This is a genomic window from Amorphus coralli DSM 19760 (assembly GCF_000374525.1).
Taxonomy (GTDB): Bacteria; Pseudomonadota; Alphaproteobacteria; order Rhizobiales; family Amorphaceae; genus Amorphus; species Amorphus coralli.
Genome location: NZ_KB894570.1, coordinates 419,357 through 432,046, shown reverse-complemented (window position 1 = coordinate 432,046; position 12,690 = coordinate 419,357). Strand labels below are relative to the sequence as shown.

Genomic DNA, 12,690 nt, shown 5'->3' with positions numbered 1-12,690 from the left:
GTCAGCAGGGAACGGCGACAGCCGATCCGGCGGCGCGCCGGCGCACGTCGATGCGCCAGGACACGACGGTCAGCGCCAGGGCGACCACCGCCAGCGACACGCCGATCCAGGGCAACTGGTCGTAGGCCACGCCCCAGGTGATGCCGACGCCGCCGATCCAGGCGCCGATGGCGTTGCCGAAGTTGAAGGCGCCCTGGTTCACGGTGGACGCGAGGTTCGGTGCGTCTGAGGCTTCCGTCACCACCCGCATCTGCAGCGGCGAAACCAGCGCGAACACCAGCGCCCCCCACACGAACAGGGTGATCGCCGCCGGCAGCATGGCGTGGCTCGTCAGGCTCAGGAGCGCGAGCGTCGGGATCAGCAGCAGGAAGATGCCGATCACCGACGGCATCAGCTTCCAGTCGCCGAGACGGCCGCCAACGAAGTTGCCGATGGTCAGGCCGACGCCGAAAATCAGCAGCATGACGGTGATGGCGTGGCCGGAAATGCCGGTCACCTCCTGCATCATCGGTGCGATGTAGGTGAACACGCTGAACAGGCTGGCGGAGGCGAGCACGCTGATGGCCATGGCCAGCACCACCTGGGTGCTGCCGATGGAAGCCGCCTCGCGCAGGAAGTTCACCTTGGGGACCGGGATGTCGCGCGGCAGCCAGGCATAGAGCGCCGCCGCAGCGGCAACGCCGATCAGGACCACGGCCCAGAAGGTGTTGCGCCAGCCGAGCGCCTCGCCGATGGCCGTGCCGAAGGGCACGCCGAGCACGTTGGCGAGCGTCAGGCCTGCGAACATCATGGCGATCGCCTGGGCGCGCTTGTGCGGGGGCACCAGCGACGAGGCCACCACGGCACCCAGGCCGAAGAAGGCGCCGTGGCACAGCGCGGTGACGACGCGCGCGCCCATCAAAAGCCAGTAGTCGCCGGCAACGGCGCACAGCACGTTGCCGGCGATGAAGACACCCATCAGCAGAAGCAGCGCCTTGCGCCGGTCCATCCGCGCCGTGGCAACCGCCAGGAAGGGCGAGCCGAAGGTGACGCTCAGCGCATAGCCCGTCACCAGGAGGCCGGCTGCGGGAATGGTCACCTGCAGGTCGGCCGCCACGTTGGGCAACAGGCCCATGATGACGAACTCGGTGGTGCCGATGCCGAAGGACGCGAGCGCCAGCGCGATCAGCGGCAGGCGGCTGGACGGGGTGGCGGGGGCGACGCCTGGAATGGTCGTCATGGATATCACCGAAGCTCTGGAACGGGGGATGGTCCCGATGCCGCGCACGCATCACTCAGGCGCGGGTCGGTGGACTCGTTGATCCCGAGACTATGCTGCGTTGCAGCATCTGCAAGTCGGTGCAGTGGACCTCTGCCCTGTGAAAACGGCATGGCTCCAGTTTCGCGCACGATGACGGACCCCTCGGGAGCGGTCGGGACGGTCGCTGCCGGCATGCGGCAAACCGACCGCCAGGACGCGCGCGGGTCCCTTTCGCCATTGTCTCGACGCGCGGCGTTCATAAGTGGGAGCGATCCGACGTCTTCCTACCGATTGAAAGCTGTCCCCCATGAGCCAATCCGAAACCGTCAACCGCAAGTTCGTCCTGGCGGAGCGCCCCAAGGGCGTGCCGACCGAGAAGACGCTGCGCCTGGAAACCGAGGACCGTCCTGAAGCCGGTGCCGGCCAGATGCTGCTGCGCAACGAGTTCCTGTCCCTCGACCCGTACATGCGGGGCCGCATGAGCGACGCGCCGTCCTACGCGGTTCCGGTGGAGATCGGCGAGGTGATGGTCGGCGGCACCGTTGCGGAAGTCGTGACCTCGGACGTGAAGGGCTTCGAGGCGGGCGACCGGGTGGTCGCGTTCGGCGGCTGGCAGGACTACGCGGTGTCCGACGGCACCGGCGTCATCAACATGGGCAAGGAGCCGGAGAATCCGTCCTGGGCGTTGGGCGTGCTCGGAATGCCGGGTCTCACGGCGTGGGCGGGCTTGACCCAGATCGGCGAGCCGAAGGAGGGCGAGACCCTCGTCGTTGCCGGCGCGAGCGGGCCGGTGGGCGCGACCGTCGGCCAGATCGGCAAGATCCTCGGCCTGCGCGTCGTGGGCATCGCCGGCGGCCCGGAAAAATGCGCGCACGTGGTGAAGACGCTCGGCTTCGATGCCTGCGTCGATTACAAGGCCGAGGGCTTTCCCGATGCGCTCAAGACGGCGGTGCCGGACGGGATCGACATCTATTTCGAGAATGTCGGCGGGGCCGTGTTCGACGCCGTCCTGCCGCTCCTCAACACCTCGGCGCGGATCCCGGTCTGCGGCCTCATTTCCCAGTACAACGCCACCTCGCTGCCGGAGGGGCCGGACCGGCTGAACCTTCTGCTCGGCACCATACTGCGCAAGCGGATGACCGTGCGCGGCTTCATCGTCTTCAACGATTTCGGCCACCTCTATCCCGAATTCGCCCATCAGGTCGGCGGCTGGGTGAGCGAGGGCCGGATCCACTACCGCGAGGAGATGATCGAGGGACTGGAACAGGCCCCCGCCGCCTTCATCGGCCTCCTCAACGGCGAGGCCTTCGGCAAGCGCGTCATCAAGCTGGGCTGATTGCGTCGGCCCCGGCGCGACCGCGCGGCGGGGCCGGCTCTCACCGCGTCCGGCGCGGGACAGCCCTGCCGAGGCTCGAGTAGAGAACCCCGCCGAGCACCAGAACGCTGGCGAGCGCGAAGCGCCAGGTGAGGGGTTCGGCCAGGACCGCTACACCGCCGGCCATCGCGATCGGCGGCACGGTCAGCTGGGCGATCGCCGCGGCACTCGCCGAAAGCCGCGGCAGGATGCTGTACCACAGCGCATAGCCGAGGCCGGAGGTGACCACGCCGGACACAACGGCGAGCCTGACGCCCGGCGCCGTGACGATTTCGGCGCCGGCCGGCAGCAGCCAGAGCGCCAGGCCGAGCGGCGTGGCAAGAGCGAAGTTGACGGCCGTCTCCGACAGCGGGTCTGCCGCCGACCGTCCGATGAGCGAATAGGCGCCCCAGCCGATGCCCGCGGCAACCATGAGGAGCGCGGCGCCGAGCGGCGGAGCCCCCGCGCCGGCCGGCCACAGGAGCCACACGAGGCCGGCGAAGGCGAGGACGGCCCCGGTCCACTTGCGGGCCGGGATCGACTCGCGCGCCTGGAATGCGCCGGCGAACATGGTCATCTGGACGACGCCGAACAGGATGAGTGCGCCGAGCCCGGCGTCCATCGCGACATAGGCGAACGAAAAGCCGCCGACATAGGCGGCAAGCGCCACCACGGGCAGGATCCGGCCGGGCCGGAGCCAGTGCGGCCGGCGCCGGGTGAGAAGGACCAGCAGGCAGAGGGCGAGGGGGCCCGAGCCGAGCCGGATGGCCGCGAAGGCGCCCGGACCGATGACGCCGTCGGCGAGCGCCAGCCGGTTCAGCACCGAGTTGGCGGCGAAGGCGGTCATCACCAGCGCGGTGATCAGAAACAGCCGGATCGCTGTCATGGTCGGCAGTTGCCCTCCGGTCGCGCACGCGCGCATCACACGTCATCGAGATTGCGTGGCACGATCCGGCGGGGCGATACAGTCATCTTTGCGCGACGGGCGGTGACCGGTCGCCGATGGGCGTGTTCCCGGATGACGGGAACACGGAAGCCGTCAGGCGAGCTCGGCCGCCTGGCGCACCTTGACCTTCGCCCTGTCGCGGCAGAGCGCGTGCAGGAAGCAGGTGCGTTCCGCCACCCGCACGATATCGGCGACGGCGTCGGCCTCCAGCGGCGAATCCACGAAGACATGGGTCTCGACGGGATCTCCGTCGCCGCGCTCGCCGGAGCCGGCGGAGGCACCGCCCTGCGTCAGGTGCAGGTCCTGCACAACCCGGTAGCTGTCCAGGGGCAGCTTCGCCATGTGGGCATAGCGGCCCATCTGCGTCATGAAGCAGAAGATCAGGCCGATGGCGAAGACGCTGGCGCTGTCCGGCGCGATGGCGTTCTCCTGGTCCGGCCGGTCGTCGACCACGAAGGTCCAGGAGGACGAGGCCTGGGCGTACTGTTCGCGCAGGCAGTCGTAGGTTCCGTCCGGCCGCAGGGTGCAGGTGGTCCTGAGGTGCAGGAGCTTCTTCGTGCCGGACAGCGTCGGCGCGCGCGGCGGATCCGTCGCGATGCGCTCGATCATCTCCTCCTCCGAGCAGGATTTCCAGGCGAGCGGCTGGTTGGCCTCGAACGCATCCGCCGGCCTCAGCGCCGCGATCGGATCGCCGGGGTCGGGCAGGGGGGTGGCCCCCATCGGTGCGACGCCCGTCGCCTCGATCTCTTTGCCGTTCAGGGTGAGGGTGAAGAGGCTGATCTTCTCGTCGCGCACCAGCCCGCTGATCGGCGTCGCGGCCACGGCATCCACGAGCAACTGGCCGAGATCGGCCGGATCGGCGTCGGAGCCGCAGCGCAACGACACCTCCGGCGAGAGGGCTCCGGACACCATCGTGCCCTTCGGGAAGGAGCCGTCGCGGTAGTAGAAATTCTCCACCACCAATATGGGCTCGCGCAGCGTGATGGAGCGCATCCTGGCGAGCGCGAGGAGCTCGGTCATGAACGCCGCCGCCATGCCCACGCCGACATAGCCGAGCGGGTTGGGCGCGAAGTCCCGGCCGCCCAGATGCGCGCCTTCATCGGAGGCGAACCGCCAGGCCCGGCCGCTGCGCCCGGAAAAGGTGATGCCTTCCTTCTGGATTCCATCGAGGGAGCGCACCCAGGCGCGGACGGATTGACCGCGGCGGTTCTCCGGCGGCTCCAGACCGGCCGCCTCGAGCCCCTGGACTTCGTGGACCAGCGGGCGGGCAAGCCCTTCCAGTGTGAGCTCGGCCATCGGTCGGTTCCCCCAAGATTTCGGCTGCGGCCCGTTCGGGCCATGTCTCTTCCGTCGTCGGGCCGCCTTGGGACCGACGCTCTGAGAGTGATTCTGCAATCGATTGCAGAACAAATCAACCCGATGGCTCCGCTCGCCGGCCGTCGATTGCCGGGCTGCCCCCATCTGCGCGTGATCGTGGAGTGCCTACGGGTCGGCCAGGCCGCTCGACCGGAGTTTGTGCGCGACGCTCGGCGGTGCGACACGGGGGCGATTTTAGGCGGGCAACTATTCCCATTCGTTCGACCGCGACGCAGACGAAGATAGAGATGATCGCGACAGGAGGGGCCTCGGAGAACGATCCGGTCAGGTTCCTGAACGCGTCTTCCGGAAAAGATAGGGCGCCCCCGGCGGGGCGCCCCTGGCTTCACCGTTCGGCCATCGCCGTCACATGACGAGCAGGACGATGACAAGGCCCCAGAGCGTGAGCAGCGTGTTGCTGACGGCGTAGGGCACCGTGTAGCCGAGCATCGGCACGTCGCTCTTGGCCTGCTCGCCAACCATCGCGACCGAGGCCGTGGAAGTCCGCGCGCCGCCGCAGCAGCCGAGATTGATCGCGTCGTGAAAGCGGAAGATGTACTTGCCGATGTACGGGGCCAGCAGCATCGGCACCGCGGTCGCGACGATCCCCCAGAGGAAGAGGCCGAACCCCGCCTCCCTCAAGCCCTGGATGAAGGTGGGTCCTGAAGACAGACCGACCACGGCGATGAAGACGTTGAGGCCGACCGAGTTCATGAACCAGAGCGTCGGCTGGGGGATGTTGCCGATCTGCGGACGAACAGTGCGGAACCAGCCCACGAAGATCCCGGCCAGCAGCGCGCCACCCGACGTGCTGAGGGTGATCGGCACGCCGCCGATGGGCAGGACGGCCGCGCCGATCAGGCCGCCGATCAGGATTGAGAGGCCCACGAGGACCATGTCGGTGACGGTCTGCGGACGGTCGGCATAGCCTGCTTCCGTGACGAAGGTGTCGACGTTGGACTTGGAGCCGGCCACGCGCAGGATGTCGCCGCGGTTGATCTTGGTGCCCGGCAGGATGGGGATGTTCACCGCTGCCGACCCGCGCCGGATCGAGTTGAGGTAGACGCCGCGGGTGTAGGGCTGTTTCGCGATGTCGATCAGTTCGCGGCCGTCGAGTGCCTTTGACGTGATCAGCACGTCGACCGCCTCGACCGGCACATCGAGCAGTTCCCGATCATCCACCTCCACAGCCTCGCCAAAAAGGGTGACGAGGGCCTCGCGGCGGCCTGCGACGGCGACGATGTCGCCTGCCATCAAGATGGTCTCGTCCGTCGGGATGACGATCTCCCCGTCGCGGCGAAGCCGCTCGACGAAGATGCGCTCGCCCTCCGCCATCTCTTCCAGCGCGATGCGGCTCTTGCCGACCGCCACGCCGTCCTCACGGACCCGGTAGGCCCGCAGTTCGCGCGCGCGCCAGGCGCTGATGTAATCGCCGTCCTTCGAGGCGCCCTTGAGCACGTCGCGCTCGTACTGCTTACACGCCTCCGCGATGTTCGTGCCCAGCATTCTCGGCCCGAGAAAGGCGAGGACCCAGCCCGTTCCAATGGTGCCGAAGAGGTAGGTGATGGCGTAGGCGACCGGTATGCGCGAGATTTCCGCCTGTGCCGCTTCGGGGTCCAGGCCGGAGTTGCGGATCGCGTCCTCGGCGAGGCCGATCGAGGCCGAGATCGTCTGCGCCCCCGCGAGCAGACCGGCAGCGAGACCGGGGCCATAGCCCGCGACCATCGCCGCCACCCACACCACCCCAAGGCAGAGCGCGGAGATGACGACCGCAAAGAGGGCCTGCGGTGCGCCGTCCGTGGCGATGCCGCGCACGAACTGCGGACCGACGCCGAAGCCCACGGCGAAGAGGAACATGATAAAGAAGATCGACTTGACCTGCCCCGAGACCTCGATGCCGATCTGGCCGATGACGACGCCGGCGAGCAGCGTGCCCGTCACCGCGCCGAGGCTGAAGCTGCCGAACTTCTTGCTGCCGATCCAGTATCCAACGGCGAGCGTGACGAAGATCGCGATGTGCGGGTTCGCACGCAGCGTTTCGACGATGTATGTCCACATGATGGATGCCCCCCTGCCTTTCAGGCCCTAGACGTCATTTGCGAACGTGGTCCTTGGCATGGTCCGGGCGAATGAGCTTGAGCCCCTTCGCCCGCTCGAAGCCGTGGATCTCCTTCACGTCGAGCTTGCGCATGAAGTCGATGGTCTCCTTCGTGATGACTTGGCCGGGCACCATGATCGGGAAGCCGGGCGGATAGGGGATCACGAAGTTGGCCGAGATCATCTCCGGCCCGCTCTTCAGCCGCTTGTCCACGTCAGGACTGTCGAGCGGCAGGTACTCGCACCCATCGGCATAGTAGGCGCTGTAGAAGGCCGAGCGCATGTCGCCCTCGGGCGTCTTCTTGCCGGCGTCCCAGCGAAAGGCGTCGTGGAAACTCGAGAAGTTCGGCAGGTCGGGCACGTCCTCCATCAGCGACTTGACGCGCGCCTCGAAGGCCGCGTGCCCGTTCTTGCCGCCCTTGGCGAGACCGCGCTCGATCTCGTTGCAGATCTCCAATAGGACGCGAATCAGGTTGGCGACGTCGCTGCGGGTGTTGTTGATGTTGGATTGCAGCAGGACCGAGTTGCGCGACGTCTTGTTGAACTGGATGTCATATTCGTCGGCCATCAGCTTCTTGAACTGGGTGCCGTCGAAGCCGGCGGTGCCGCAGACCAGCGTCATTCGTGTTGGATCGAGGCAGAACTCGTCCTCGTGCATGGAGCGGACCTGGTCCTCCCAGTCGACCCCGGGCGCCAGGAAGTCGGTGAAGCCGCTCTGGCGGTACTCGGCCGGGATCATCTCGGCGGCGCCGAGAACGCGGAAATATTTCGAGATGACGGGGTGCGCGTTGACCTCCTTGCGGATGTCGAGCGCGATCTCGATGGCATTGGCCACAAGCCCGTAGCCTTCCAGCTCCATCTGGCGGCGCGCCACGTCGAGACTGGCGATCAGCTGCTGGTTGGGGCTGGTGGAGGCGTGGGTAAATACCGCCTCGTGGAACTGCGCCTCGACCTCGCCGAAATCGACGTCCTTCACCAGCAGCATCGAGCCCTGCCGGAGCGCCGACATCGACTTGTGGGTGGAGTTGGTCTGGTAGACGCGAAGCCGAATCTGGCGCGGATCGGGAACGAGTCGGGTTTCCAGCAGCGTGGCCGCCGAGGGGGTCTTGCCCAGCTCCTTCTGTTGCGCCTCGTAGGCCTCGACCGACGCCGGATCGACCATCCACTTCTCGATGGCCTCGGCCGCCCCCATCGCCGTGCGCGGACGCAGGAAGGGCGACCAGCGGGCGAAGCCAAACCACGCCTCGTCCCACAGGAAGATGAGATCGGGCTTGATGGCGAGGCATTCCTCCATCATGCGGCGGGTGTTGTAGATGTGGCCGTCGAAGGTGCAGTTGGTCAGGTCGACCATCTTCGCGCGGTCGAGCCGTCCCTCGGCCTTGAGGTCTAGCAGCGCCTTCTTGACCGAAGCGAGCGGCACCGCGCCATACATCGAGTATTCCGTCATCGGGAACGCCTCGATGTACAGCGGCTGACCGCCTGCAAGCACGAGCCCGTAATGATGCGACTTGTGGCAGTTGCGGTCGAGAAGCACGATATCGCCCGGTGCCACCAGCGCCTGGTGGACCATCTTGTTCGAGGTCGACGTGCCGTTCGTCACGAAGAACACATGGTCGGCGCCGAAGGCGCGCGCGGCCATCTCCTGCGCTTCCTTGATGTTGCCGGTGGGCTCGAGGAGACTGTCGAGGCCGCCGGTCGTGGCGGAAGACTCCGCAAGGAAGATATTCAGCCCGTAGAACTCGCCCATGTCGCGGATCCAGTCGGACTTGAACACCGACTTGCCGCGGGCAATGGGCAGCGCGTGAAACGTGCTGATCGGGCGCATCGCGTACTTCTTGAGGTTGTCGAAGAAGGGCGTGCGGAACCGGTCCGCGACCCCTTCGAGCACGCAGAGATGCAGCTCAAGCATTTCCTCGACCGAGTAGAGAACCCGGCGGACGTTGGCGGCGCGCGGGTCGCCCGCGATGTGCTCCACGCGGCGGTCCGACAGCAGGTACAGGTCGAGCTCCGGCCGGATGTGCTTCAGGGCATTTGCCAGCGACAAGGGCAGGTCGTCGCCCGCGATATGGGCGGCGTCGAGACCCGCCGAGGCGAGGAAGTCGCGCAGCACCGGCACCGCGCTCGCGGTCTCGTGGAAGAAGCCCTCGTAGAGCGTCACCGCGGCAATGGCCGGGTTGAGGATGACGGCGCAGATCGCGTCCTCGAAGCTCGCGACGGGCACGGCCTCGTAGATGAATTCGTCTTCCGGGCGGCGGAGGCCGCGCATCTCGCTGATGAGGGACTCGCTCCGCGTCTCCGCACCCGGAGCGACGATCAGCATCTCGAAATAGGGGCGGTGCGCCTGACCGCGGGAAAGTGTCGCCGTTCTGAGCTCGAGCGGCGTCTCCGCGACCGCTTCGGCCGCCTGCCAATCGCCCGGGTCGTCCTTGTAGGAGCGCGTCAGGATCGCTTCCGAGATGCGCTGTGCGAGCGATGCCGCCTCTTGCGCCTGGTTGCCTTCGATGCGCTGGCGGAGCGCCATCAGGGCGGCGCGGCCCGGGTAGGCGAAGAATGTCTCGTAGGCGGAGAGATCGTCTAGCAGGGCGCGGACGCGGGCGGCGTCGCCGTGGCCTCGTGCCCAGTCGCGTGCCGACGCATGGAGCCCCCTCCAGCGGTCGGCGCGTGCCCCGGGAAAGGAGAAAAAGTGATCATGCCGCACGCCCTCGGTGTGGTGCGCTGCTTTTGTCTGGTTGCCCATGAACCTTTTCCCGGTAATTGGAACCACGCGAGCGATCGCTGCGAGGACGACGGTACAGGGCTGCCCCGATCCGGTTCCATCGCGTTGGTGTAGGTTACCGTTACCGTCAGGCCCTGGCGTTTGGCCGGTCCGCGCGCCAAGCGCCGCCGGGGGGCCTCGATGGGGGCATCGATGGGGGCGGAACTCGGCTTCCGGTTCGCGGGACATGCACCGGCAATCGTCGATCTCCGGCCTCGGGCGCGTCCGGCCAATTCTCGGCCCTGCGCAGGACCTTGATCGGCATGGGCCGGATCCTCGCACATTGCCCGCCCGCCTCGGAGCGCAAGCACGGCGTATACGTTAGTTGCCCGACCGGGCCGCAGTACGTTACCGTAAATGGATCGGCTCAAGAGATCAGACGCCAATCCTCTGGGGGGAGGGACGCACATGATCCGACCGGACGCATCCGAAGCACTAGAGACGGAAGTCCGCGAGGAACTTTCGCGGATCCTCTCGTCCCCGGCCTTCGAGATTTCCGAGCGTAACAAGCGATTTCTGAAATATGTCGTCGAGGAAACGCTCGAGGGGCGTCGCGACCGCATCAAGGCCTACAACATCGCGACGGAGGTGTTCGGGCGCGACGAGGCCTTCGATCCCCAGAAGGACTCGATCGTGCGGATCGAGGCGGGCCGGCTTCGGCGCGCCATCGAGCGCTACTACCTTCTGAGCGCGCGAGACGGCCAGGTCCAGATCTCCATCCCCAAAGGGACCTACGTTCCGGAATTTTTCGCCCCCGACCGCAATCCTTGCCCGCCTGGCGAGCCAGTTGAAACACCTCACCGGCGGCTCCACGATCTTGGGCCCAGGGTCCTCGTCGAGCCGTTGGAGCCGGAAGGCGACCAAGGGATGTATCCGACCTTGGCGCGGATGATGACGCGATGCGTTATCGCCGCGCTTACCCGCTTCAACGAGGTCTTCGTCTACGGTTTCGACACCAGCGAGGCGCTCGGCAGGAGCGCGGGCGCGCCGAATGGCGTCGCGGTCGACTACCGGCTGAGCGGGACGGTCAACGTCCAGGAAGACACGATCCACGTCGATCTGTTCCTGCGGCGCAATGAAGACAGCAGGTTTGTCTGGACGCAGAATGTCGAGCGTATCGTGCCCGAGGTCGGTTCGATCAGGAGCCTGTGCGCCGAGATCGCGGGCGAGGTGGCGACGACGCTCGCTCTGCGCGACGGAATCCTCGACAGTCAGGCACGGGATGCCATCGGCGAGGAACCCTCCAGTTTCGCCGGCTACCAGAAGCTCCTCGAATTCCAGGATTACTGGCGCTCGCTCGATCCGCAGCTCTTCCAGCCGCTGCGCCGCGATCTCGAGATCACCGTTGCCGAGGACCCCAATTTCGCCCTCGCGCTCGCGTGCCTGTCCATGGTGTATTCGAACGCGGCCCGCTATGGCTACGACGTCTCGGACACCACCGACACCCCGCTCGAACACGCGCTGGATCTTGCGCGCAAGGCGGTTCAACTCGCCCCCAATTCGAGCCGCGCGCACCACGCCAAGGCCATCGCCGAGTGGTTCTCGGGACTGGTGGAGCAGAGCCTGACGAGCCTCCAGATAGCGCGATCCCTCAATCCGAACGATCCGGAACTCCTCGCGGAACTCGGCTTCCGGCAGGCGATGCGGATGAACTGGGATTGCGCCATCCCCATGCTGGAAGCCGCCTACGCGCGCAACCCGTTGCAGACCGGGCAGTATCGCATGGGGTTCTTCTTCTATCACTTCGCCGAAGGCCGCTACGAGGCGGCGCTGGAGGCCACGCGCGCGATCGACGCGCCCGGGATCGCCCAGGTCCATCTCGCTTCCGCAGTCGCTCTGAGCCGGCTCGGTCGCCTGCAAGAGGCGCGCGCGGGCCTCGAGCGCTTCGATCGGTTGGCGCCCGGGATCCTTCCCCGTCTGCGGGAGGACCTGCTTCTGCGTCAGATCCACCCCGACCTCGTGGCGGCGATCCTTGACGCGGTGCACCGGATCGCCCCGGACGGGCGCGCCGGTTCGCGCGACGTTGTGGCCGCTCGGATCCTGCCGCTCCGATCCCAGCCGGAGATTTGCCGCTAACGGTAATCTACATCCGCTCGCGACGAATCTGCCGAAGGCTTGGGCGCCACCCGTGGGCGGCTGAGTCGATCACCGGTCGCGCTTCTGAAATGAAAAAGAAAAGGCCCCAATTGGGGGCCTTGGACGGAAGTCTGTATCTGGATGTGGCGGAGGAGGTGGGATTCGAACCCACGAGACGGTTGCCCGCCTGCCGGTTTTCAAGACCGGTGCCTTCAACCACTCGGCCACTCCTCCGGAACCGCTTGTTAGCGGTCCGTGGGCCCCTCCGGCAAGACGGCTCGGCAAGATCGGCGGGCAAAAACCTCCTGCTCCCGGAGCGATCCGGGCCTGGCCTCCGTGCGTAGGAGCCGCAAGGGGCCATTTAGAAGGATCATCCGAATGACCGTCCGCCGCGCACTGTCCGCCGCGCTCGCCGCCTGTCTGGCCGCCGCCGGCCCGGCCACCGTCCTCGCCGAGGGGAGCCAGCTCTCCGGCTCGCAGATCCGCGACACCGTCGCCGGCAAGCGCGTCTATCTCTCCACGCCGTTCGGGGGCGAGTTTCCGCTTTACTACAAGGCCAACGGCACGGTCGACGGCTCCGGCAAGGCGCTCGGCCTCGGCCGCTACATGCGCCCGACCGACTCCGGCAAATGGTGGATTGATGGCAACGAACTCTGCCAGCAGTGGACCAGCTGGTATGACGGCAAGACGTTCTGCTTCACGCTGGCCGACGGGGAGGGTGCACGCCTGTACTGGACCCGCGACGACGGGCTGTCCGGAAGGGCTCGCGTCGGAAACTAGCGGCCTGACGCCCTCGTTTCGTTGGCATTGTGTGCGCGATGCGACCGGCGGCGTTAGGATCTTCTTATCCCTGGCTGCGCCGAGCT

8 protein-coding genes and 1 tRNA gene are annotated in these 12,690 nt (G+C 67.0%); 3 read left to right on the top strand and 6 right to left on the bottom strand.

All coding sequences use genetic code 11. The features are described 5' to 3' along the window. Position 1: 1 nt before the first annotated feature. Positions 2-1,219, bottom strand: coding sequence for an MFS transporter (locus C507_RS0101925; protein WP_018697963.1), 1,218 nt, complete (start codon positions 1,217-1,219; stop codon positions 2-4). Between the two features lie 328 nt (positions 1,220-1,547). On the opposite strand from C507_RS0101925, the gene C507_RS0101920 reads away from it, so the two are divergent. Beyond that, the gene (locus C507_RS0101920; protein WP_018697962.1) at positions 1,548-2,576 is read left to right on the top strand and encodes an NADP-dependent oxidoreductase; all 1,029 of its coding nucleotides are present in this window, start codon (positions 1,548-1,550) and stop codon (positions 2,574-2,576) included. Positions 2,577-2,616: 40 nt separating this feature from the next. On the opposite strand, the gene C507_RS0101915 is transcribed toward C507_RS0101920, so the two are convergent. The 4 genes from C507_RS0101915 to C507_RS0101900 form a co-directional block, all read right to left on the bottom strand. Then, on the bottom strand, positions 2,617-3,480 hold the full coding sequence (locus C507_RS0101915) for a DMT family transporter (protein WP_018697961.1): 864 nt from the start codon (positions 3,478-3,480) through the stop codon (positions 2,617-2,619). Between the two features lie 153 nt (positions 3,481-3,633). Beyond that, complete coding sequence (locus tag C507_RS0101910; RefSeq protein ID WP_018697960.1) at positions 3,634-4,836, bottom strand: OsmC family protein; 1,203 nt, start codon at positions 4,834-4,836, stop codon at positions 3,634-3,636. A gap of 426 nt (positions 4,837-5,262) precedes the next feature. Next, positions 5,263-6,954, bottom strand: a complete 1,692-nt coding sequence (aspT, locus tag C507_RS0101905; protein WP_018697959.1) for an aspartate-alanine antiporter — start codon at positions 6,952-6,954, stop codon at positions 5,263-5,265. Between the two features lie 34 nt (positions 6,955-6,988). Continuing rightward, positions 6,989-9,730 (bottom strand): hypothetical protein, encoded by a 2,742-nt coding sequence (locus tag C507_RS0101900; protein ID WP_018697958.1) that lies wholly within the window; start codon positions 9,728-9,730, stop codon positions 6,989-6,991. Positions 9,731-10,105: 375 nt separating this feature from the next. On the opposite strand from C507_RS0101900, the gene C507_RS20090 reads away from it, so the two are divergent. After that, positions 10,106-11,824 (top strand): tetratricopeptide repeat protein, encoded by a 1,719-nt coding sequence (locus C507_RS20090; RefSeq protein WP_156829120.1) that lies wholly within the window; start codon positions 10,106-10,108, stop codon positions 11,822-11,824. A gap of 144 nt (positions 11,825-11,968) precedes the next feature. Here C507_RS20090 and C507_RS0101890 read toward each other — a convergent pair. Continuing rightward, positions 11,969-12,058: transfer RNA gene (locus tag C507_RS0101890), tRNA-Ser, on the bottom strand. A gap of 144 nt (positions 12,059-12,202) precedes the next feature. On the opposite strand from C507_RS0101890, the gene C507_RS0101885 reads away from it, so the two are divergent. Further along, complete coding sequence (locus C507_RS0101885; RefSeq protein WP_018697956.1) at positions 12,203-12,604, top strand: hypothetical protein; 402 nt, start codon at positions 12,203-12,205, stop codon at positions 12,602-12,604. Positions 12,605-12,690: the final 86 nt, after the last annotated feature.

Excerpts from the sequence above, each read along its gene's own strand:
- C507_RS0101925 (WP_018697963.1), bottom strand. The coding sequence starts at position 1,219 with ATGACGACCATTCCAGGCGTCGCCCCCGCCACCCCGTCCAGCCGCCTG.
- C507_RS0101920 (WP_018697962.1), top strand. The coding sequence starts at position 1,548 with ATGAGCCAATCCGAAACCGTCAACCGCAAGTTCGTCCTGGCGGAGCGC.
- C507_RS0101915 (WP_018697961.1), bottom strand. The coding sequence starts at position 3,480 with ATGACAGCGATCCGGCTGTTTCTGATCACCGCGCTGGTGATGACCGCC.
- C507_RS0101910 (WP_018697960.1), bottom strand. The coding sequence starts at position 4,836 with ATGGCCGAGCTCACACTGGAAGGGCTTGCCCGCCCGCTGGTCCACGAA.
- aspT (WP_018697959.1), bottom strand. The coding sequence starts at position 6,954 with ATGTGGACATACATCGTCGAAACGCTGCGTGCGAACCCGCACATCGCG.
- C507_RS0101900 (WP_018697958.1), bottom strand. The coding sequence starts at position 9,730 with ATGGGCAACCAGACAAAAGCAGCGCACCACACCGAGGGCGTGCGGCAT.
- C507_RS20090 (WP_156829120.1), top strand. The coding sequence starts at position 10,106 with ATGGATCGGCTCAAGAGATCAGACGCCAATCCTCTGGGGGGAGGGACG.
- C507_RS0101885 (WP_018697956.1), top strand. The coding sequence starts at position 12,203 with ATGACCGTCCGCCGCGCACTGTCCGCCGCGCTCGCCGCCTGTCTGGCC.